This window comes from Bacillus sp. M6-12, from assembly GCF_002860285.1.
Classification (GTDB): Bacteria; Bacillota; Bacilli; order Bacillales; family DSM-1321; genus Peribacillus.
The window spans coordinates 130,086-150,259 of record NZ_PGVF01000001.1; the positions used below are offsets into that span (position 1 = coordinate 130,086).

Annotated in this window: 35 protein-coding genes; 24 read left to right on the forward strand and 11 right to left on the reverse strand. The window is 32.2% G+C overall.

Features of this window, described 5'->3' with window-relative positions; genetic code table 11:
* Positions 1 to 92 precede the first annotated feature (92 nt).
* Positions 93 to 497, forward strand: a complete 405-nt coding sequence (locus CVD28_RS00970; RefSeq protein WP_101590387.1) for a hypothetical protein — start codon at positions 93 to 95, stop codon at positions 495 to 497.
* Positions 498 to 916: 419 nt separating this feature from the next.
* Here CVD28_RS00970 and CVD28_RS00975 read toward each other — a convergent pair whose 3' ends face one another.
* From CVD28_RS00975 to CVD28_RS00995, 6 genes are read right to left on the reverse strand one after another with little or no spacing between them, the layout of a single operon-like run.
* Complete coding sequence (locus CVD28_RS00975) at positions 917 to 1,132, reverse strand: hypothetical protein (protein WP_101590388.1); 216 nt, start codon at positions 1,130 to 1,132, stop codon at positions 917 to 919.
* Positions 1,133 to 1,147: 15 nt separating this feature from the next.
* Complete coding sequence (locus CVD28_RS00980; protein WP_101590389.1) at positions 1,148 to 1,390, reverse strand: hypothetical protein; 243 nt, start codon at positions 1,388 to 1,390, stop codon at positions 1,148 to 1,150.
* Between the two features lie 3 nt (positions 1,391 to 1,393).
* Positions 1,394 to 1,567 carry a hypothetical protein gene (locus tag CVD28_RS27680; protein ID WP_180953827.1) on the reverse strand — a complete coding sequence of 58 codons (174 nt, stop codon included), beginning with the start codon at positions 1,565 to 1,567 and terminating at the stop codon, positions 1,394 to 1,396.
* 19 nt (positions 1,568 to 1,586) lie between these two features.
* Positions 1,587 to 1,838, reverse strand: coding sequence for a hypothetical protein (locus CVD28_RS00985; protein ID WP_101590390.1), 252 nt, complete (start codon positions 1,836 to 1,838; stop codon positions 1,587 to 1,589).
* 16 nt (positions 1,839 to 1,854) lie between these two features.
* The gene (locus tag CVD28_RS00990; RefSeq protein WP_101590391.1) at positions 1,855 to 2,652 is read right to left on the reverse strand and encodes a hypothetical protein; all 798 of its coding nucleotides are present in this window, start codon (positions 2,650 to 2,652) and stop codon (positions 1,855 to 1,857) included.
* Between the two features lie 35 nt (positions 2,653 to 2,687).
* Positions 2,688 to 3,518, reverse strand: coding sequence for a hypothetical protein (locus CVD28_RS00995; protein ID WP_101590392.1), 831 nt, complete (start codon positions 3,516 to 3,518; stop codon positions 2,688 to 2,690).
* A gap of 174 nt (positions 3,519 to 3,692) precedes the next feature.
* Between CVD28_RS00995 and CVD28_RS01000 the strand changes: the two genes are divergently transcribed.
* The 18 genes from CVD28_RS01000 (at position 3,693) to CVD28_RS01085 (ending at position 12,569) form a co-directional block, all read left to right on the forward strand.
* Complete coding sequence (locus tag CVD28_RS01000; RefSeq protein WP_101590393.1) at positions 3,693 to 3,995, forward strand: hypothetical protein; 303 nt, start codon at positions 3,693 to 3,695, stop codon at positions 3,993 to 3,995.
* Between the two features lie 139 nt (positions 3,996 to 4,134).
* Complete coding sequence (locus CVD28_RS01005; RefSeq protein WP_101590394.1) at positions 4,135 to 4,566, forward strand: hypothetical protein; 432 nt, start codon at positions 4,135 to 4,137, stop codon at positions 4,564 to 4,566.
* Between the two features lie 22 nt (positions 4,567 to 4,588).
* Positions 4,589 to 4,789 (forward strand): hypothetical protein, encoded by a 201-nt coding sequence (locus tag CVD28_RS01010; protein ID WP_101590395.1) that lies wholly within the window; start codon positions 4,589 to 4,591, stop codon positions 4,787 to 4,789.
* Between the two features lie 192 nt (positions 4,790 to 4,981).
* On the forward strand, positions 4,982 to 5,299 hold the full coding sequence (locus tag CVD28_RS01015; RefSeq protein ID WP_101590396.1) for a hypothetical protein: 318 nt from the start codon (positions 4,982 to 4,984) through the stop codon (positions 5,297 to 5,299).
* A 14-nt stretch (positions 5,300 to 5,313) separates the two neighbouring features.
* Positions 5,314 to 5,562 (forward strand): hypothetical protein, encoded by a 249-nt coding sequence (locus CVD28_RS01020; protein WP_101590397.1) that lies wholly within the window; start codon positions 5,314 to 5,316, stop codon positions 5,560 to 5,562.
* 20 nt (positions 5,563 to 5,582) lie between these two features.
* Positions 5,583 to 5,906, forward strand: a complete 324-nt coding sequence (locus tag CVD28_RS01025; protein WP_101590398.1) for a hypothetical protein — start codon at positions 5,583 to 5,585, stop codon at positions 5,904 to 5,906.
* A 4-nt stretch (positions 5,907 to 5,910) separates the two neighbouring features.
* Positions 5,911 to 6,495: a hypothetical protein gene (locus CVD28_RS01030; RefSeq protein ID WP_101590399.1), complete on the forward strand. Its 585-nt coding sequence runs from the start codon at positions 5,911 to 5,913 to the stop codon at positions 6,493 to 6,495.
* An 84-nt stretch (positions 6,496 to 6,579) separates the two neighbouring features.
* Positions 6,580 to 7,071, forward strand: coding sequence for a protease complex subunit PrcB family protein (locus CVD28_RS01035; RefSeq protein WP_101590400.1), 492 nt, complete (start codon positions 6,580 to 6,582; stop codon positions 7,069 to 7,071).
* 239 nt (positions 7,072 to 7,310) lie between these two features.
* Positions 7,311 to 7,556 (forward strand): hypothetical protein, encoded by a 246-nt coding sequence (locus tag CVD28_RS01040; RefSeq protein WP_101590401.1) that lies wholly within the window; start codon positions 7,311 to 7,313, stop codon positions 7,554 to 7,556.
* Between the two features lie 39 nt (positions 7,557 to 7,595).
* Positions 7,596 to 7,847: a hypothetical protein gene (locus CVD28_RS01045; protein ID WP_101590402.1), complete on the forward strand. Its 252-nt coding sequence runs from the start codon at positions 7,596 to 7,598 to the stop codon at positions 7,845 to 7,847.
* Between the two features lie 181 nt (positions 7,848 to 8,028).
* A complete protein-coding gene (locus CVD28_RS01050; RefSeq protein ID WP_101590403.1) occupies positions 8,029 to 8,634 on the forward strand; it encodes a serine/threonine protein kinase in 606 nt (201 codons plus the stop codon).
* 17 nt (positions 8,635 to 8,651) lie between these two features.
* The gene (locus CVD28_RS01055; protein ID WP_101590404.1) at positions 8,652 to 9,032 is read left to right on the forward strand and encodes a hypothetical protein; all 381 of its coding nucleotides are present in this window, start codon (positions 8,652 to 8,654) and stop codon (positions 9,030 to 9,032) included.
* Between the two features lie 36 nt (positions 9,033 to 9,068).
* The gene (locus CVD28_RS01060) at positions 9,069 to 9,524 is read left to right on the forward strand and encodes a nucleotidyltransferase domain-containing protein (RefSeq protein ID WP_101590405.1); all 456 of its coding nucleotides are present in this window, start codon (positions 9,069 to 9,071) and stop codon (positions 9,522 to 9,524) included.
* A 134-nt stretch (positions 9,525 to 9,658) separates the two neighbouring features.
* Entirely contained in the window at positions 9,659 to 10,087 is a 429-nt protein-coding gene (locus tag CVD28_RS01065; RefSeq protein WP_101590406.1) for a hypothetical protein, read from the forward strand.
* A gap of 209 nt (positions 10,088 to 10,296) precedes the next feature.
* A complete protein-coding gene (locus CVD28_RS01070) occupies positions 10,297 to 10,668 on the forward strand; it encodes a hypothetical protein (RefSeq protein WP_101590407.1) in 372 nt (123 codons plus the stop codon).
* A gap of 98 nt (positions 10,669 to 10,766) precedes the next feature.
* A complete protein-coding gene (locus CVD28_RS01075) occupies positions 10,767 to 11,795 on the forward strand; it encodes a 5'-3' exonuclease (protein WP_101590408.1) in 1,029 nt (342 codons plus the stop codon).
* An 8-nt stretch (positions 11,796 to 11,803) separates the two neighbouring features.
* Positions 11,804 to 12,031 carry a hypothetical protein gene (locus CVD28_RS01080; RefSeq protein WP_101590409.1) on the forward strand — a complete coding sequence of 76 codons (228 nt, stop codon included), beginning with the start codon at positions 11,804 to 11,806 and terminating at the stop codon, positions 12,029 to 12,031.
* Positions 12,032 to 12,251: 220 nt separating this feature from the next.
* Positions 12,252 to 12,569: a hypothetical protein gene (locus CVD28_RS01085; RefSeq protein WP_101590410.1), complete on the forward strand. Its 318-nt coding sequence runs from the start codon at positions 12,252 to 12,254 to the stop codon at positions 12,567 to 12,569.
* A 52-nt stretch (positions 12,570 to 12,621) separates the two neighbouring features.
* Here the strand turns inward: CVD28_RS01085 and CVD28_RS01090 are convergent, their stop codons facing one another.
* Complete coding sequence (locus tag CVD28_RS01090; RefSeq protein WP_101590411.1) at positions 12,622 to 13,554, reverse strand: hypothetical protein; 933 nt, start codon at positions 13,552 to 13,554, stop codon at positions 12,622 to 12,624.
* A gap of 143 nt (positions 13,555 to 13,697) precedes the next feature.
* On the opposite strand from CVD28_RS01090, the gene CVD28_RS01095 reads away from it, so the two are divergent.
* Positions 13,698 to 14,228: a hypothetical protein gene (locus CVD28_RS01095; RefSeq protein ID WP_101590412.1), complete on the forward strand. Its 531-nt coding sequence runs from the start codon at positions 13,698 to 13,700 to the stop codon at positions 14,226 to 14,228.
* 171 nt (positions 14,229 to 14,399) lie between these two features.
* Here the strand turns inward: CVD28_RS01095 and CVD28_RS01100 are convergent, their stop codons facing one another.
* The 3 genes from CVD28_RS01100 to CVD28_RS01110 form a co-directional block, all read right to left on the reverse strand.
* Positions 14,400 to 14,906: an ECF transporter S component gene (locus CVD28_RS01100; RefSeq protein WP_101590413.1), complete on the reverse strand. Its 507-nt coding sequence runs from the start codon at positions 14,904 to 14,906 to the stop codon at positions 14,400 to 14,402.
* A 4-nt stretch (positions 14,907 to 14,910) separates the two neighbouring features.
* Positions 14,911 to 15,321 carry a DUF4430 domain-containing protein gene (locus CVD28_RS01105; RefSeq protein WP_180953828.1) on the reverse strand — a complete coding sequence of 137 codons (411 nt, stop codon included), beginning with the start codon at positions 15,319 to 15,321 and terminating at the stop codon, positions 14,911 to 14,913.
* A gap of 80 nt (positions 15,322 to 15,401) precedes the next feature.
* Positions 15,402 to 16,361, reverse strand: coding sequence for a hypothetical protein (locus CVD28_RS01110; protein WP_101590415.1), 960 nt, complete (start codon positions 16,359 to 16,361; stop codon positions 15,402 to 15,404).
* A 212-nt stretch (positions 16,362 to 16,573) separates the two neighbouring features.
* Between CVD28_RS01110 and CVD28_RS01115 the strand changes: the two genes are divergently transcribed.
* From CVD28_RS01115 to CVD28_RS01125, 4 genes are all read left to right on the forward strand, one after another.
* Positions 16,574 to 17,626 carry an AI-2E family transporter gene (locus tag CVD28_RS01115; protein WP_101590416.1) on the forward strand — a complete coding sequence of 351 codons (1,053 nt, stop codon included), beginning with the start codon at positions 16,574 to 16,576 and terminating at the stop codon, positions 17,624 to 17,626.
* A 111-nt stretch (positions 17,627 to 17,737) separates the two neighbouring features.
* Positions 17,738 to 18,121 carry a hypothetical protein gene (locus CVD28_RS01120; RefSeq protein ID WP_101590417.1) on the forward strand — a complete coding sequence of 128 codons (384 nt, stop codon included), beginning with the start codon at positions 17,738 to 17,740 and terminating at the stop codon, positions 18,119 to 18,121.
* Between the two features lie 172 nt (positions 18,122 to 18,293).
* Positions 18,294 to 18,662, forward strand: coding sequence for a hypothetical protein (locus CVD28_RS27435; protein ID WP_142384703.1), 369 nt, complete (start codon positions 18,294 to 18,296; stop codon positions 18,660 to 18,662).
* Positions 18,631 to 18,987, forward strand: a complete 357-nt coding sequence (locus CVD28_RS01125; RefSeq protein ID WP_180953829.1) for a DUF2085 domain-containing protein — start codon at positions 18,631 to 18,633, stop codon at positions 18,985 to 18,987. Before CVD28_RS27435 ends, CVD28_RS01125 begins: the two co-directional genes overlap by 32 nt.
* 300 nt (positions 18,988 to 19,287) lie before the next feature.
* On the opposite strand, the gene CVD28_RS01130 is transcribed toward CVD28_RS01125, so the two are convergent.
* The gene (locus tag CVD28_RS01130; RefSeq protein WP_101590419.1) at positions 19,288 to 20,148 is read right to left on the reverse strand and encodes a hypothetical protein; all 861 of its coding nucleotides are present in this window, start codon (positions 20,146 to 20,148) and stop codon (positions 19,288 to 19,290) included.
* Positions 20,149 to 20,174: the final 26 nt, after the last annotated feature.

The following is a 20,174-nucleotide window of genomic DNA, read 5'->3' on the forward strand; positions in this document are numbered from 1 at the left end:
GATGATTTACAAGTTTTAAAGTCTACAAACCATGATATTTTATACATAAGATATTCATTCCGTATATTACTTTGGAAAAGGGAGAGAGATATATGTATTTAGAAGAAGGAACAATTTATCGAGTAAACTGTGGAGAAAAAGTAGAGGTAAGTCAATTTGCAGAGACCGTTCTGCTTTTAGTTAATCAAAAATCATCCAACCGTACATCAGGTATTTTAGATGTAGAAACGATTTATGGAACAAACGATATTTTAGTGACAGTTCTTAATTCAGTTTGCGAATATAAAATGAATGACTACCTAAAACAATTTGGAGAAGTGACAACAGAAAACATTGTGTTAGGAATAGAGAATAACAGTGAACAGCGTTTTGCTCTTGAAAGAGGAGAAGAAGGCGTAGATAACTTAGATAAAGCTGAAGGTCGCAAGTTTATCAAACAATTGAAAAATGAAGACGAAGATTATATTTCTTATAGAGGATTTGTCGTAGAAGATTAATAGAAAGAGATAGTAAAAGACCACAGATTTTCTCTGTGGTCTTATTTTTAATTAATAGGTCTACAATCCACGATATAGAGGCAGTGTAATGTGTTTCCTATATCATCTGGTAGAAATAAACGGTATCCTTCAAAGCCTATAATAAAGAGAATACAAACACATCCTAAAAACAAAAACAGTCGCTTCTTTTTCCAGTAGTAAAAGGAAAAGAATATCATGTTCAACAAAAATACCGCAAGAGAAACCCAAGTGCTATTAAAATAGTACCAATATATAAAATCCATATCCATAGAAACAAATATCAACCTCCTTGTATGCCATTATTGTTTTTTATTATAGAAGAGAAAAAATGAATTTATGATTGCCTTTTGGATGGATATACATAAAAAAGACCAGTCAATAAATGACTGTTTTTTCTGTTAGTCGTTTTTAATAGGTAAAACCTCTGGTGTTCCTTTCAAATCCAAAATTGCTTGGATAATGTTTTCAATCTTATGGATTTCCGTATTCATGTAGTGACAGGAGATTTTGTGTGTTTCTTCTCCTACCCGAACCTTTAATTCAGGTATTCCGAAAGAGTTGGTTTGAATGGTTACTTTACCATTTTCAAATTTCATGATTTTATGTTTTTTCACGTTTTCATCCCCTTATCATTCCCATGTTGTCACACGTTCTACCACTTCAATAGGCTCAAGAATATACACATTATCATCTTTTAAATGAAAGTGTTTGGTATCACCGTCTTGAGGTCGGTCTAATTCAACCAGCATAACGCTTTTCTTTTCTTGGTTGACTTCCCATATTACATAAATTGTGCTTTCTTCCGAGTTCTCCAAAACTGCTAATCGACCTTTGTATTCTTCTGGATAATGTAAACCACTTAATAGATACATTGGCTACTCCTTTTTTCCATGAACAATGGCTAAAATTTTCAAAATAGCCTCTTCCATCGTTGGAGCATTATCCATTTGAAAGCAGGACTCCGCCATTTTTTTGATTTCTCTTAATTTCTCGTCTTGATTGTCTATGGTTTGTTCATAATCACGAATCATATTACCTAAAGCCGACACTGTTTCTACTCCTTTCGTTTTAAGATTGAAAGAAAACCATTTCTTTGCAGTTGGGATTCCCCATTGGTTGAATAGATACTAACTTGTAGCCCACTTGATACATGAAGTTTAAAATGGTTTCTAAGTTAGGGGATTTTTCATCTTTTTCAAAGTCCCATGTGTTGTAAAAACCTTCAATTACCAAGTAGGGTTCATGATGGTTTTGAACCTCTTTTTCCAACCATTCTAAGGTAATAGTTAGGTCATTTTTATCGTTTGTTCTTGCTCTCATGTTGTATGGAAACCTCCTAATATAAGTTATACTTTTCGTCTTCTAAAGAATAGGATAGTTCTTTAAAGAAGGGGATAAGACATTCCGTATAGTCTTGTTTCTTTTGGAAATGCTCAATTTGAGCAGGAATTGATTCTTCTTCACGTCTCATATCTTTTAGTAAATCTTCTTTTTGACGTTGTAAGGAAGATACTTTTTTGTCTAAGCTGTTGTTTAATTTTTTTCGTTTAAATAGAAGGACAAATATATCAGTTGGAGTGCGAATTAAAGAAGTTGGTTTTTCCTTTATCTTTGTCCATTTTTTTAGTTCCTGGTCTATTTCCTTTAGAGATTCTTCATTTATTGTTTTAGTCTTGGATTCTCTGTTTCGTATGTCTTCTTCCGTAAAAATGATGTCTCTTGTCCCATACCATTTATCAAAAATATTAAACTGAAGGACTTCTTGTTCATTTACATAAACCGCAAAGATAGAAGGGAAACTGTTTGGATTTCGCACCAATACACGAACATCGTAAGGAATCTCCTTTTCTTGTACCCACTCTTGGATGGCTTTATCTAAAATAGAAGCCAAATACACTTGAAAGGCATGAGGATTCACTTTGTCATGTTTCATATAAGAAGTCGTCATAACTGCAGTGACAATATTTCGATTGGATTTTAGGTAGATATGTGCTTCTTTAAAGAGCAACATAGGTTCTTTCATACATTTGGTTAAAAATAGCTGTGCTTTTTGTAATTCCAATGCCGATTCTTCAATCAAAGATGAAAAATCCTCTAAAGGAAGAACATCTGGATAATGCCAATGTGTCGCCATAGCATTTCATTCCTTTCTATTCAGGTTCGTTACGGTTATTTTTTTCTTGTTAAGTAATCCAATGTTTCCTTAGTGTTCAAAACATATACCCAACTGCTAAAGAGACAAATTTTCCGTCTAATAGCTGTATTGTTTAAGTTAATAATCGTAACAAAATCTTCTTTTTCTGTTTCTTGATAATCATAAATGATGTAAACAGTATCTTTATCAATTGGTAAACCTTCTTCTTCCAATAGAGCTAAACGACCAACATATTCTTCGGGGTGTTTTAAGTCATTAAAAATGATACGACTTTTCTCGGATAATTCTTTTAATTTTTTGTATAATTGGTCGTAATCTTCTAAAGATAAAGGATTTACAAGAAGGTATTCCTCCAATTCTTCTTCATTTTCTTCGATTTCATATAAATCTTTTATTTCATATGGCACAGATTGAACCTCATTTAAATAAAAAGTAATGACAAGGTTTGTTCCAAATGATGGATGAAGCTGAATTTCAATATGGTTGATGGCTTTGTTTTTTTCTAAACGAAGTAAATCATATATTAAGTTCGTAATTGGTTGGTTTCGTAAACTTTTTATCCCAATACGTTTTAAATCTTTATCATAAATATAGCCATCACGAATACTACAAACGCCTACATGCTGTATTTCATTTTCATTAACGATAAATGTTTGGGTAAAATCAAGATGGTCTGGTACAGATTCTCCTTTTGATTCATATTCTTTTTCTCTTTGCTCTCGAATACTCAATGATTCTTCTATTGTTTCAGATTCTTCCTCTGTTAAATCTCTGTTAGTAAAGCTGAAACTCTTTTTTTCTTCTTTGGTTTTTTCTCCAAATAACGAATTGAATATACTTTTCAATTATTAAAAACTCCTTTTCATATTCATATGTCAAACAAACAAACGGTCAGTTATTATTGATTATAGTCAATAAATATTATACTATATGTAAGCACTTAAATGCAAAGACTCTTATTTTTTAGGAAGATTACCATTTGCTTACTATTTATAAATTGCATAGAAGGAGGAATAAAGGTGATTGATTGGAAAATAGATTTCGATAGCGTGATTTTATATAAAGACGAGAAAAAGGTTGGTGTTATTTCAAGACCGACTGTTTTAATAGATACCTTTATGAACAAAATTATCCAAGTAGGCGATAGAGAAAATGTAGAAACATACTACCGAATTGCAAAAGAGTTATGTAAAAAACAAGATTTCAATATTTATCAACATTGGCGTATGGTGGAATTACCAAAAGACCTGAATATTTTATATTTAGTCATGGAGAATCCGAAAGAAGCTCTACAATTTGAAGTATTTAGAGGGAAAAACTAAAAAGCGGATAACTTAACGAAGAATCATTTTAAAAGAATGGTTCTTTTTTTGATTACGAAAAACAAAGCGAAATTTACAAAGTTAAAAAAATAAAGTATAATATTTGTTATAGACTATTGTCAACATAAGGAGACATATCGTGAAAAGTATTAATATGAATGAAGTAAAAAAAGAATTTCAATCTACACAACGATATTTCAACGGTTGGAATCCAGACACAATGCAACCAATGGAAAAAGACATGGATAAATACTTTGAATTAAAGAATGAAATTACTCAAAAATACTGTACGGACAAAATATCTCAAAGTGAACAAGGAATCATTCTATATGCTGAAGAGCATTATGATGAAATCACGATTTGGGATGAAACTTTCCATATAGGAGATGAAATCCGTTCGTATTGGTTGAGTGGAGATATGGAAGGAACAATTGAAAGCATTAAGGTTTATTTTAGTACCGTATCGTGGGAACTGGAATGGGAAATGGAGATTAAAACCCGATTCAATGACAATATGAAAGTTCAAAAACAAAATTCACCACATTTATTAAGCACACTGCAACACGCTTAAAACAGGAAGGGATGATATTTTTATGAAAGAATACATGGAACTACGAAGTATGAATGGAATGATTGAGGCTGTAACTGAAGATAAAGTTGAGAAATTGGGCGGTGAATGGCTTTCTCAAAATCATAAAATTTCAGTTCTTAATGATTATGCAAGAGATAGATGGATGGTTGTAGGTTATACGCCTCACAGTATTTTGTTAGAACGACAACGACAATCTAAATAAAAGGAAGTTGATTTGTATGCTTGAATGGTTTTGGAATTTGAGAATGACACAGTTGGAGTTTTTCTATACACATTGGTTAATGTATGCGTCTCTTCTGCTTGTAGGTGGGAGTTTTCTATATTGGATAAAAAAGGAAATTGGATAAATGTGAAGAAACATCTCTTCACAAATAATTAAAAGGAGGAAAGAAAAATGTTTGTAGAATTTAGAGAGAAAGATGAAATGCTATTTTTGTATAAAGAAGGAGAGCTTGTATCAGAAGTAAATCAACCAGCAATTCTTTGGGATGGTGAGACGAAACAAATTCTTCAAGTCGGAGACAAAGAGAATGTATTAAACTATTACAACATTGCAATGGATATTTCTAAACGAAAGAAACTCAATTTACACGAGCATTGGGTTTTAAAAGAGTTCCCTAAAAATGCAGAGACCCTTAATCATGTATTGAAACATCCAAGAGATTTAATCTTATTTGAACAAGATAGCCCTTTAGAAAACGATATTGCGTAAAGAGAGGTTAAGGTATGTATCAATATACATTAAAACAAGTGGTAAAAGGAGAGGAAAAGACAGAATTAGTGTTTTCTTCTCAACACTATACAGAAGCAGGATTTAAAAAAGTTGTAAAAAAAGCGATTAAAGAGTTAAAAGATGATGGGTTTTATCTTCCACCTGAAAAGAGGCTGGATATGATAAAAAGAGAACTGATTAATAATCATGAGTTTATTAGTTGTACCAATAATAAAATTGCTTTTGATGTGACAGAAATATAAAAGAATAGGGGATAGTGGCTATGCTAACCTTTAAAGAAAAAATGGGAAGTATTTATCTTATGGATAAAGACACCGAAGAAATCCGATACGAAGTAACAGAACCAGCAGTGTTGTTGGACACCACTTTCTTCGCTTTGTTAAAGATTGGTAATCGTGATATTGTTATGTCCTATTATGAAGAATCTATTGCCAAGTGTAAGATAGGTCAAACGGATTTATTTGAATCATGGGTTGTCATGGATTTGCCAAAAGATGCGGAAGTTTTAGATAAAATTCTAAATAATGTAGGGTATTTAGAAAGTTTTTATCAAAAAGTAATAGAATCCCTGCCGAAAGGAGAATAATCAATTGTTTGGTTTTACAAAAAAAGAAACAGCTAATCATAAAAGTCCAACGGAAAGATATTTAGAAATGTGTGATGAATTGGATGAATATAAAAGAAAAGAAAAAGAATGGGAAAGAGAAAAACAAAAATACGAAAGAGGTCTATCCGTATTTGTTGATAATGAACATCTTTCTCCCATTATAGAATCTATCCTTTCTCAAAAGATAGGAAAGATTACACTGGTTACTACGGTTGAACCCTATGAAGAGGAAGAAGAAGAGGTTTCCGAAGATGACTTACCAGTTGCAGGGATTTGGTATGGAGTAAAAGTCATGAACCAGGAAATGGAAATTGCAAAGATTCTTACTCTATTAGACTATGATTCCTGCTTTGTTAGTGAGGTTGCTACTAAAAGAAGAAGAAAAAACTTATTCTTAGCCACTAAAGTTGCTGAATATATAAAAGTGGCATTAGAAAGCGAAAGAATGATAGATTTTATTTTAAAAGAAGTGGAACTAAAAGAAGAAATTCTTGTAGGTAATGCTCTTTTTAATCCAGAAGATAAAGAAAATGTTATCCGATTTGAAATGAATCTTAATCAAGAATAGTCATCCATTGGATGGCTATTTTTTATGATTGAAACACTTTCTGTATATGATAGGAAAATAGAAACATAAAGGGAGGGTAAAGACATGAAAAAGAAAATAGGAACAATCCTAAGCATCACATTATTAGCAGGAGCATTAGTGGGATGTACCAGCACAAACACACCAGAACCAACACCTGAAATGAATAAGCCATCTACAAACCAAGGAATTACCGTCAATAAAGTTCAATATGAAACAATATCCCAAGGAAAAGCACCACAAACTTTAAAGAACCAAATCGAGAAAAGAAAATCAACAAGAGGATTCTTAGCTCATAGAGGTGAAGATGGGTTATATGTTTATATTGCTTCTGGAGAAAAAACAACTGGTGGATTTAATGTAGAGGTGGTATCTGTAGAAGATAATGAAGGAAAAACCATTATCTATGTAAAAGAAAATACACCTGAAAAGGGTATGATAACCACACAAGCCATTAGTTATCCTTCGGTTACAGTGAAAATGAAAGGGACAACAGAGAATGTTCATGTATATGACGTAACGGATGAAGATGTAAAAATGATAGAAGCTATTAAATAATCAATACGATATAAGACATGACTGGTGAAGACCTAAAAGAATTGAAATAAGAAACTGGATACTTTGACCATTCTTGATAATCAAGTGATGGTCTGAGTATCATACTACATATATCCAAAACAATAGGTGTTATCCTTTAACAAATCGTATTGTAAATTATTTTTTACAAAAACGTATTTACAATATACCTTAACAAAGATATAATAAAGATAAGAGAGAATGCACAGGAGGTCATCAGAATGACAAACGTATTTGTAGGAGAAAAAGAACTTGTATTGGTCTTAGAAGAAAAAGTAGTGAAAAAAGCTAACCAACTGAATGTTAGTGAAGATGATATTAAAAATATTCTTCAAAACAATGAGAAAGCACTTCAAGAACCAGAAAATGAAGAAGTTCTTATTGTAGGGTATCCTACACTTACATTTATAAAAACACCAGATACGATTATCGTAACAAATCTAATGGGACAGAAAAGTGTATTGTAACTTTTCATTCGTATAACAATTAAAAAGGAGAGATAATTCATGATGGAATTAAAGGATGTTATTGTTATTTCAAAACCAATAGAAGGTATTTATGGTGCTCGAATAAATTTCCAAGGTTCAAACGAAAAAGTAGTAGAGTTTAGTCAAGTCTGTCAGTCGATTAAAGATGATGCAGGGCTTATGCAAAACAATTACACAACGTATGAATTTTTCCACCAAAGCAATGAAAGTATCAGGGCTACCGCTTTTAAAGTGGCAGAACAATTGCAAATACCAGTGCTATTCATGTAATAGCTGTCTATTAAAGTCCGAAACTTAATGTTTTGGGCTTTTTTTATAGTAGAGAGGGTTTTTCTGATAAATAGGTAAGCTCTTTTTTAATAGCGTAAAGACCTTTTGTTTCGTATAAAATAATAGGGTTATAAACAAAACTGGTTTTTATTTAAAACATAGATACAGGGAGAGATATGAAATGGAGGAAGAGATTTTATTTATTCAGGATATTTCAGAAGAAGAAAAAGAAATGTTGCAAACAGGGATTAAAAACTTGAAAGAGATATTGGAAGAAGAACAAGGTGCTTTAACTTTTGGTCTATATGACCCGACAAGAATGTATCCTTTTCAATTTATGGCAGAAGGGAACTATGGAATCATATTTCAATACAAACATTATGTCATTAAATACATTAAGGAATATTCTTGGGAAGAAGAAGAATTAGAACATGAGGCTTCTATTTATTTAAAACTTCAAGGAATCAATCAAATTCCTACTTTGTATGGATACTCTTATCGCTTTCTCATTATGGAGAAGCTGGAAGGAAGTATTGTGCAAGAAGGTTTTGTTCCAGAAGACCTGGAACATTTCCGACAACAAATCAGGGAGTCAGCAGAAGCAATTCTTGATAAAGGATACATTCCTTTTGATATAGAGTTTTTCATTACAAGAGAAGGCAAAGTGAAAGTGCTGGATATGGGATTATTTCAATCATATACAGACCCTTCTCAAAAAGAGAGACATTTAAAGAGTGTTTGTCAGCTATGGGATACCTATTTAGGCGTAAAAGAGAAAAAAGAATAGATAAGGGGAGAATGAAAATGAAAAAAGGTCAGAATGTAACAACATTAGAGGAAGCTATTGTATTTTGTCAGGAGAACTTCGCTACCATTCAATTTGAATTTAATCCAGAAGATGATTTAAATGATGTGGTTGTAAGTACAAATCCTTTCAAACGCTATACAGCGAAAAACTTAATGGATGCAGTAAATTTATTAGTCAAAGACATTTTAAAACAACAAAAAGAGTTGGATAAAAAAATCGAATATACAGAAGAACAGTATAATCGTGACCTTTATTGTATGGAATGTGGAGAAGATGACATAAAAAACTTATCCTATGAAGCTAATTATGGCGGTTGGGAAAAGTGGAACTGCAAATGTGGACATGGCTTTCAAATCAAGGCATTGCCTTCTGAATAATAGGTTAGGTACTTGTAAAAAGGAGAGAGAAGAAACATGGAACTAAAAATCTGTGAAGAATATCAAATGCAACAAGACATCGTAGAACAAATTTATCAGGATTTTGTAAAATTAGTTCCTGCAGAACGTCTACAAGAGTTTATTAAGAAAGAAAAAATAGAGAAAATTATGCTGTATGGTTCTCGTGCCAAGGGTACTCGGTTTGATGATTCAGACATTGATATGGTGATTGTAAGCAATACAAAACAAGCCGAAAAATTAATCCGAAAGTTAAGAGAAGTCGTTGGAGAAACCTGCTCTCTGCCTATGGATATATCTCTTTATCATTTTGAATCCCAAACGATTTTCCATATTACGTTTGGAAAACCTGAATTGTGCAATGAAGAATTAACGGTTCAACCAATGCCAAATGACTTTCAGGATTCTTTCTGTCAGTCAGAATGTATTGTATTTACTGAAGCAGATATTTTCTATCAATTATCTTTATTTTAAATCGAAAAGGGCTTAACTCGAAAAGAGTAGGCTCTTTTTTTATATCTTTGAAGAATGGCGTATATAATATATCAGTTTATATACAAAACAGGTTTTCCATTAGGGAATTTACTTACAAAAAGGAGAGAATTACGGTGGCAGTGAAATTTGAGTACGACTTGAACAGAGATTTTGTTGAGGTTAAGGATGTATTGATTGAGGAAACTCTTTCAGCAGAAGATATTGAAGATGGGTTAGAACCAGAAGAACTGGTATTAAAAGTAGCTCTTACAAAACACTCTAATGACCGTATGAATGATTCAGAAGGTCGTGATTGTGAATGGAGTTTAGTTCAAAACTTACTTTGGGATAAAAGCGATATTCTTTTCAAAGTAAAAAATGGTGAGGAATTTGTTATGGTCAATGACAAACACACTCTTGCGTTAGTATGTAAAATGCATCAGCAAAATGGGGTTGCGGTGTTAATTTTGATTACAGTTATTCGCAAAGTGTATATGGATAACAATTACCAAGAACATGAAAAAAGAGTATATATCGACAGAAAAAGCAACAAAGTATATTAATTTTTATATAGGCAAGACAAACATTTTTTATATAGGTACATTTGTAACAACTTTTATATAATTGGGGATTGAGAAAGGGACTTATTTTTTAAGTCCTTTTTTCATGTACATTTTTAAAATGGAATGATAAGAACCAGCATTTCTATAATAAAAAGAAGGACAAAAAATAGGATTTCTATTGCAGAATGTATCTAATAGGGGGAATTGAAATGGCGAACTATATTCAATCAGCATTACAAAAGGTGTTAGAAGGGCAATCTGATGTAGCAGAGCATACTTGTGGAAACTATCATGTTTGGATGAAATATGATGGGTATTCGGCTATGGTAGACATTAATTATGTGAAAGATGGAATACATTTGTATCAAATTTGTCATTGGGATTCTCTGGACAAGCGTATTCATTTGGAAGATGACGATGCTTTGCATGGAAAACAAAGACAACAACTAAAAAAAGCGATACAAGCTATTCAGTCATTAGGTTATGAGATTCAGCAATTGAAAGTATATCGTGAGCCTGAAAATGGAAAGTCTGCTTATGACGAAGATATATCTACTCAATTAATATCTCTTATCGCATAGAGGATTTTTCCTCTATGTATTTTATTGTCAAATAGAGTTTTACCATTGACTATATTCGTGTTATAATTTGAATAAGGAACAAAAAGGAGATTAATAATATGGCGAAAAAATTACTAATCATTGATGGTTCAAGTTTATTAACAACCAGTTTTTTTGGTTTTTTACCGAAAGAGTATAAATTTGCAAAAAATGATGAAGAAAGAGATAGAGCTTTACCAAAATTAGCTCAAACAAGTGATGGTCAATATACAAATGGCGTTTTCACAATGATGAAAACATTGGAAAAAATCATTGAAAAACAAAAGCCAACCTACTTAGCGGTGGCTTGGGATTTAAACAGAAATACGTTTAGACGACAGTTTTATCCTCAATACAAAGCAAATCGTTCTGCAACAAGACCAGAGTTAAAGTCACAATTTCCGATTGCACAAGAAGTATTAAGAAAAATGAACATTCAACAATTTGTGATAGATGGATACGAAGCAGATGATATACTTGGAACTTTTTCTAAAAAATTTGAAGATACAATACCAGTGTTTATTTTAACAAAAGACCAAGATGCCTTACAGCTTATTAGTGAAAAGACTCGTGTTTGGTTAATGACTTCAAATGCACAAAAAATGTATGAGGAAGTGGGTGTTAATACAAGTATATTTAGTCTTCCTGATAATGTATTTGAATTTACACCTGACTATATGAAACACTTTTATGGAATTACACCCAAACAAATGATTGACTTGAAGGGGATTTGTGGAGATACTTCTGATAATATTCCTGGTGTAAAAGGGGTAGGGGATAAATCAGTTGTACCGCTTCTTTGTGAATTTCAGACGGTAGAAGGAATCTATGAGTATTTAGAAGAAACCAATGATAAAGAAATGAAAGCCTTCTTTAAAGAGCTTGGTATTCGTAATCCTTATTCGTATATGATGAAAACATCTGATACAGAATTAGTTGGAAAAGAATCGGCTCTATTAAGTAAAAAGTTAGCCACGATTCATTGTGAAATGGAAGCATTGCAAGATGTTAAGTTAGAAGATTTAGAACTAAACATTGATAAAATGGGAAGAAAAGAAATTTATGAAAAATTCGAGTTTAAGAGCTTGTTGGAAACAAAGGAAAAGTAGGAGATAATATGAAATTATTACAATCAGTTAGAAATGAGTTTTTCAAACAAACAGGAAAAACTCGTTTTAAACGTACTATCGTCATTGCTTTTTTTCTTGCATCTTATTGGTGTGGGATAGATTATTTTGTTCATCATGAACTTACGATGAATCTATGGCATGATATTAGCGTGGTTGTATTAGCCATTATCGTTGAGCGGTGCTTACCTTGGGGAAAGGAAAAGATAAATACGTAATCCAAAAGCTGTCATGGTTTTCATGGCAGTTTTTTTACTTAAAAAACAAACTCTTGTTCTTATTTGTATATCAATTTCCCTGCTAATTTTATATACTATATAAGAGGGTTATTTACAAATTTATCATCTATTGCCAACAAATTATATCATAGTATAAAAAACGTATTTCGAGAATATCGTTGACTCTATAAGGATAAAAGAAGGGAGACAGAATCTTATTATGAATTATAAGTCACTGGTCTATCCAACATATAATCAAAACTTTGACCGCATGGTTCAAATGTTTAAGGAACAAAAATCAGAAATAGGCATTGAAGAATTGTTTATTTTCTTATTTGAAAAAGATAGTGTTTGGAATGAAACTTGTTTTTCTAAATATCAAAAAGGGATTTTAGTATCAAGTTCTTTATCTCCTATTTATGAAGAAGGGATACAATCTTTTTTATCAAACCACTCTGGATTAAATCTATGTCACGTAGATATTCCAGAGTGCCAAATGAATGAGTTCATGAATATAGGAAAAGTCTATCCGATTTAAGACATAAAAAAGAACTGGATATATATTATCCAGTTTCTTTTTGTTAGGGCTATTAAGAGCCTCCACAACCTCCACCACAACTGCTTCCGCAACTGCTACCACAACTACTACTATCTCCACCGCCTGTATCCATTCCAGTTCCACAACCGCTACTGCAGTTAGAAGAAGCAGAGGCATGGACTGGAAGCATATATTTGTCGTAATTATCAGGAGCATAAACGGAATAAAAAATCATACCAGAAACCAATAGAGGAGAATACTCTTGAATGTTTCGATAATGTTTTTGTTCAATTTTAACACTTTTTTGTGCAAGAGAATCACGAATGGTCTTTTTAAGACTTAAAATCAGTGCAGTAACCAATTCATCATTCGCATTTTCACGAAAATAGCGTTGTTTTAATTCAGCAACAGAAGAAGTGTTAATCTCTCCAATTTGTTGTCTGTTTAATGGATTACGATAAAATCCTCCCCACGCTAATGACGTATAAGGTGTAAATTCAAAGAGATGACTATAAATCAAATCAAAAAATGCACGACTGTCTGGTTGAGGAACTTTCTTTTCCACTGGTTCATGGTGAAGGAATTGACCGTAAAATTGATTAGAAAATTGGTCATATTCTTTCGTAAACATCAACATTTCATGCCAAATGTCATCTACTCTTTCGCTAAACATAGGTACATTCTTTAAAAGCGAACACATCACAAAGAATCGTTTTAATTCTAAGGATAATAGATTGTATTCATGGTCAACTAAGAGTTTACTTTGGTGTTCATCCATATAGCGTTGCTTAACTCTTCCTTCAAAGTGAGAATCAAATGCTTGATTTAATTTCCATACAGTAGCTTCTAAAGGAATTTCTTTTCGATAACCTAAAGAATCTGGAACTTTCATTTGCTGTATAAATGTTATTCTTTTATTTTTCTTCTTCTTTTTAACCGTAAAAACAATAAATAGTACGACTAATCCAATAATAAGTAAGCTCATAACATTCCTCCTTAATAAAAGTATAGTATATCATATTGCTTATAGTCAATAATTATTGGTATTTTCGTTAATGCCATGATATACTTTTATTAGTTTATTGTAAGGGAAAGGGATATTTCCTTATCTTTAAAAGGAGGAATGAAATGACAGCAAATGAAGTAATTAGTTTAGGAGAAAACATCTCCTCACCCCTTGTTCTATGGTCTTTCGTTATTTTCGGATTATCCATTTTACTTGTACTTATTATTTTGATGGTTAATAAGAACAAACAAGGAGAGAGAAGTATGTTAGTGAGTATTTTAGGTGGATTTTATGCACTATCCATGCTCACGATGATTATTCTGTTTATGACAGGCATGATTCAGCGTTCAAATTCGGTTGAAAAATGGGAGAATGAAATTGCTCTTCCTTATATTGAAAGTTTAGAAGAGAGCAAAAAGGCAATTATGGGGGTCAGCTTTGGTGTTGGAAGATATAGAAATATTGCAACCATTATTGTTAAAGATGGAGAAGGCGTAAAAAAATATGAAGGTTCTTATGAAGTTAAAACGACTTTATCACCAGGAGAACAACCTTATGTTGGCTATAAATACCTCGAACAAGATTTAGGTTATGATATACAAAAAGGATATTATGATATTACCGTATATGTGCCTCAAGATTATACCTTCTAATCCCCAAAACCTTTTTCTTCCCGATATTTAAATTCCATCATCACATTAAGAGCAGTTAGGAACAAAACTCCTAACTGCTTTTAATAAATAGAATTACCCTGTTTATCCATTTGCCTGATTTATGTATATAAAAATAGACTTCCCGAAAAAGGAAGTCCATAGGGATTCTGATTAAGTTACTTTTTCTTTAACCTTAAATTGTTTAAGTAATTTGGATAGGATAGGATAAAGAATGATATAAAATACAACATTTCCGATGGAATGTGCTAAATCAAATGGCACTCCAGCTATATAGTAAGCAATGAAATGATTGTTTTCTATGAAGAAATAAAAAAGGGATAAAATAAATCCATATACCATTCCTGTTAGCCCTGCATAGAAAGCCATTATCAGAAAAGGAATCTTCTCTATTTTCTTTCCTATCAGTCCACTTACTCCACCAATAAACGCCCAAGCGATTACTTGTCCTATTGTCCATATACCCATTCCCATAATAAGATTACTAAGAATTGCACTTAGGACTGCAATGGTCATGCCATTTCTTGCACCTAAAAATATGGCAGTAATGATAATAATAACAGTTGTAGGCTGAACATTTGGAACGAAGCCAAAATAAATTCTACCCACAACTGATAGGGCAATTAAGATAGATAAGTACGCTATCTTTTTGGTACTCATAGGTTTACCACTTATGCAAGTCGAATTGAATTACATCTCCATTTTTAAGAACGTAGTCATTCGCTCCTACAGTTGCTTCTTCACTATTGATAGAATACATCCAAGCATATTGTTGTGATTCGTCTGCTATTACACCGTTGATGCCTGTAATAAATGTACCTTCATAAGCAGTTTCTAAATCAAAGTTTTTTTCCATTACCTCGATTAAAGATTGTCCTTCTTTAAATTCGATATTTTTGTTGGAAAGTTCCTCTTTTCCATTTTCTTTTGTAATGGTTACTTGTACATGTTGTTCAACTTGTTGCTCTTGAGCAACAGGGGTTATATTTTGTTTGTTTTTATCAGTTGTTTCTTGACCAGCACTACAACCAGCTAACACAAGTGCAGTTAATAGTCCAACCAATAGTTTCTTCATATAAATTCTCCTTTTTATCAGTTTTTTGTCATTTAAATCCATTCAATATTTGTAAAAAAAAACCGTAATGATTATTACGGTTATTTTTTATCTGGTGAATCGTTGCGGAATTGCTTTTCTATTTCTTTCAATATTCCACCAAGATTTTTCCCAATTGGGAATGGAATCATATTAATTGGCAGAGCTGGTAGGGGTTGATTTAGTACGTCTACCAATAATTTCGGATGATTTAGCATGTCTTGAAGCATTGGAACTTTTCCAATTTCTCCAAAATCCATTGTGCCATCTTCATGAATTGTAAGAAGGCGTGTTTCTTGAAGTTTTTTCAAAGCCTGATACCCATGTTCATTTAATTTATCTTTAATATCTGCAAAGTTTAGTGCTTTTTTCTCTTTTTCTACCTTTTTTTCGGACTTTTCTTCTTGTTTTTGACCAGAAGATAGTCGTTCATGAATCGCTTCTTGACCAAAACGATTTAAGAAAGCAAACGCTACTTCTTTTGTCAGGTTCGTATCATTTAAAAGAGAAGCTACAAATTTCGCTTGTTTAAGCATAAGTGGAACAAGTTCTTTCCGTTCGTCAATATAAATAACCTCTTCAAATTCACCTAATAGAAGCAATCCATAGCGTTGAAGCAGGAATAGATTTTTATATCCTGTTTCTGTGAGTAAGTTTTCAATATCGGAAACAGAGAGAATAGCATTATCCTTGCGTTCAGAAATCAGGGCTTGTTCAAGTAATTCTTCTACTTTCTTATCACGTTGAAGACTTATTTCATCTTTGTGAGATTGAAGTTTACGAATCTTATATTCTGTTTCGGAAATTTCTTTTGAATAAGAGATGTAATATTCCAGTAATGAAATTTCTTTCTCTGTAAGAGGTCGAAGTTCCTCCATTTTATCTAATGCTGATTTAGAAAAGGAAGTGAAAGTAAGTGTTTCGTCTTTAAAAGATAACATTTGAATTTGGCTTCCGTATGTATTTGTTACATACCCAACAATGGTTTTTCCTGTTTTTAAATGTGCTTGTATAAATTGCATATAGTATATCCTCCTTTGATTTATCTTAGTCAATTATATTTAAAACATAGACTATTGTCAATGAATATGATAGAATTTAAAGGAAGGATTTAACTCGAAAACCATCGAACTCATTTTGTCCTATAAAAAGTTTGAAATCTTATAAGATAAAAAGATAAAAGGGTTTGTTGTGTCAAAAGTGAAGAAAAACCAAATAAAGAGAGGGGTAGGAAATGAATTTTTTTAAAGAATTGGCAAAATCGGAGGGAGCAAAAAAGTTTTTAGCCATTGTTGTTTTGATTCTATTCTTATTTAGTCTAAAGAGTATGTTCAATTTATTGCTTTTAACTTTTATCTTCACCTTCCTGTTTTCAAGCCTACAAAATCTTATTTACACAAAGGTAAGTAAAGTCTTACCTATTAAAAAGAGCTTGGTGACAATATTGATTTATCTTTCTGCTTTAGGTGGATTGGTTCTTGCCATTGTGAAGTACATTCCGATTTTAGGAAAACAATTAATGGCGATTGGAACACAAATTTCCAATTTTAAAATAGAAGATTATGCAGACAAAATTGACCCAAGACTATTTGGAATTGTAAAAGGAATCAAGGTTGATGAATATGTGGCAAAAGGAACAAAAGCGTTCATGGAATATGCTCCTCATATTGGAGAATTTAGCTTAAATATTATGATAGCGTTCCTACTAAGTTTCTTTTTCATTCTGGAAAAGGATAAGATTGCAAAATTCGGTGAAAGTATCGAAAAAAGTAAGATTGCTTGGATGTACAAATATTATAAGCAATTTGGAATGAGCTTTTTAAACTCTTTCGGGAAAGTATTAAATGTACAAATTTTAATTTCATTCATTAATGCGGTTCTATCTATTATCATGTTGGCTTTCTTAGGCTTTTCACAAGTCATTGGATTAGGCTTTATGATTTTCATTTTAGGATTGATTCCAGTAGCAGGGGTAGTTATTTCATTTATCCCAATTTCCATTATTGCATTTACGATTGGTGGAATCATGAAAGTTCTTTTAGTTGTTGTTATGATTGTCATTCTTCATGCACTGGAAAGCTATATTTTGAATCCTAAATTAATGTCTATGAAAACAGAATTACCAATTTTCTTTACGTTTGTTATCTTAGTAGTAGGAGAGCATACTTTCGGTATTTGGGGCTTGCTTGTAGGGCTTCCAATGTTTATGTTCTTCTTAGATATTTCAGATATTACACCAGAACATGAAGAAAAACCAAAGAAGAAGAAGAAAGAGGCATCTCAATAAGAGATGTCTTTTTTATATATTGAAAAACTGCATAGAATAAAACAAATCACATAAACAGGTGTTTTATAAAAATAATTTTTATATAGGGAAGAGATTTTAGGAGGAAAGAATATGTATTACTTATTAAAGACAGAAAATGACGAAGTGATGATTTTAACAACTCGTAAGGAACATGAAAAAGAAGAGATATTAAGTCTTTGTAAAGAAGGTTATTCTAATGGAGAAGTAAAGCCATTATTGTGTTCTTTACAAAAAGCAGGAATTCTCCGTTGTTTTACATTAACATCACCACGCTATGCGTTTACGATTCTATTAAAAAATAATGGGGAAGTAGAAGTAGTAAAGCATACGCAATATAGCATTGTGGCTTTTGCGGAAAATGGAAGATTAATGAGAGTGGAAAGTAAAACTTATGATATAAGAGAAGAAGCGGAAGAGCGAATGAAAAAGCTACAAGAAGCATATGTATGTAATTTGTTTATCGCTGAAAAATAATCACAAAAAAGGACTATCTGTTTTTTAGATAGTCTCTTTTTTATTACAAACATTGTATGTAGATAGAGAAAATAGATTATTTAGATAGAAAAGTACACGACAATTTCCATTGACTATTGTCTATGAAATAAAGATATAGTAAACTATGAATACGTGGAAAGGAGGAATCGGGTTGTTTTTTATTATGCTTTGTATTAACCTCACTCTTTATATTGCCACTGGTATGTCTTATTACAATGGGAATACAAAAATGGCGATTATCTATGGAGTGATTGCACTTCTATTTACCTTACTTACTATTAATTTTTATCAAAACAAGAAAAAGAGATACCAAAAGAAGAAGAAAAAGAAAGATGATGATTCTGGAACGTGTGATTGCGGAAGTCCAGACGTAGGTGATTGCTTCCGATTCGGTTTTGATATGGATAAGCGTGATGGTGCGGATTGTATTGACATTGAATGTGGAAACTTTGAAATCTTTGAATGTGATTGCGGAGGAGCGGATTGTGGTGGAGCGGATTGTGGTGGGTGCAGTTTTTAAAAAGGCGATAAGAGAACTATTTTTATATGTCCCTTGTCATCGAAAACCAGAAAGATGTTATCATATTAAAGGGAAGCCTATGCCAATTTGTTCACGTTGTTTGAGCATTTTGTTAGGGTATCTCTTTATTCCTTTCCTGTTTTTCGTTGATATTCCGTTTTGGGTAGGGATACTATTACAGTTTCCTATGGTATTAGACGGATACACCCAATTAAAAGGGTGGAGAATGAGTAATAATTTTTTACGTACTATGACAGGTCTCATTAGTGGATTTGGATTATCCGTAGGGATTGTAGAAGTAGTGCGATTATTAATATCCTTTTAAAAGGCTGGTTATCGTAAAGTATGTTGTTTTATGAAGGGTTTTTACAAATATAATTTAATAGTATAATAATGGTAAAAGGGGGTGTATTTTTTGATTGCTATTTTCAGTTCAATATTTTGCTTATTAGTAAGTGTAGCTACTGCAACAATAGCTGTAGTAAAATTAAAGTCAAAAAAGAATGCGGTAGGTAGTTGAACGCCTCCCGAAACCGTATTATATCAACTTATACAAAAACAGTCTTTTAAAGAGAAAAGGCATAGAAATCGTAAAAGATACGTTGACTATGCCTTTTTTACTTTCTTAATTCGATAATCCAGTTAATTCACCTAAGAATCGTGTAATCAACTTTCCTAATTCTAAGCTATATTCACCTGTTAGTTCACCTTTCTCCTTCACGACTTCCAACGCTTTTGCTCGTTCGTCAGTAGTGGCAGTCCAGGCGGTCTCCATACTATCTACGAATCCTTTTTCTCCAACAATATATTTCTCCCACGTAACTAAAATATCTTGATGAAGCTGTTGCCATTCAACAGGAGGAACAATTTGTTTTGCTTCATAGTAAAGATTTGCTGATTCATTCAATAACTTAGAAGCAGTATCAAGTGTATCCTGATTGAGTGAAACATTGGGTGTATCCACTAACACTTGAATATCATCAATATTTACTAATGTTTCTCCTAACAATTTAGAGATAACAATAGTATATTGTACCTTACTCATGGGTTCTTCCTTCTCAACAGGAGCAGGGGCTTTTTCAGGCTCTTTTTCTTTATCTATATCCTTGTTAAAAATTTTATCAAGAATAGAGGGTTCTTTTTCTACTACGACAACAGGATATAATTGTTGTTCAGGTTTTTTAATCAAAAATTTAACGACTTTTCCATTTTCAATACGAGCAATATAATCTTTCTTAGAAGATTTCAGTTCATATTCCAGAACCCCTGAATCCCACTCTTTGCCTTCTTTTAAGTCATACGCCTCTGGAAATTCAATGGTTTTGTGTTCATCCTTAAATTGTTGTAAGGCTTGTGTGACTTCCTTACGTTCTTGTTTTTCTTTATGGGAATGATACATAAAGAACACAATGCCAAAAATCACAATGGTCACTAATAGATAGGGGAGTTTACTTTTTCTTTTCATCGTTTCCCTTTCTGCTCTCATAAAACATCTCCTTTTTATTTAGATTT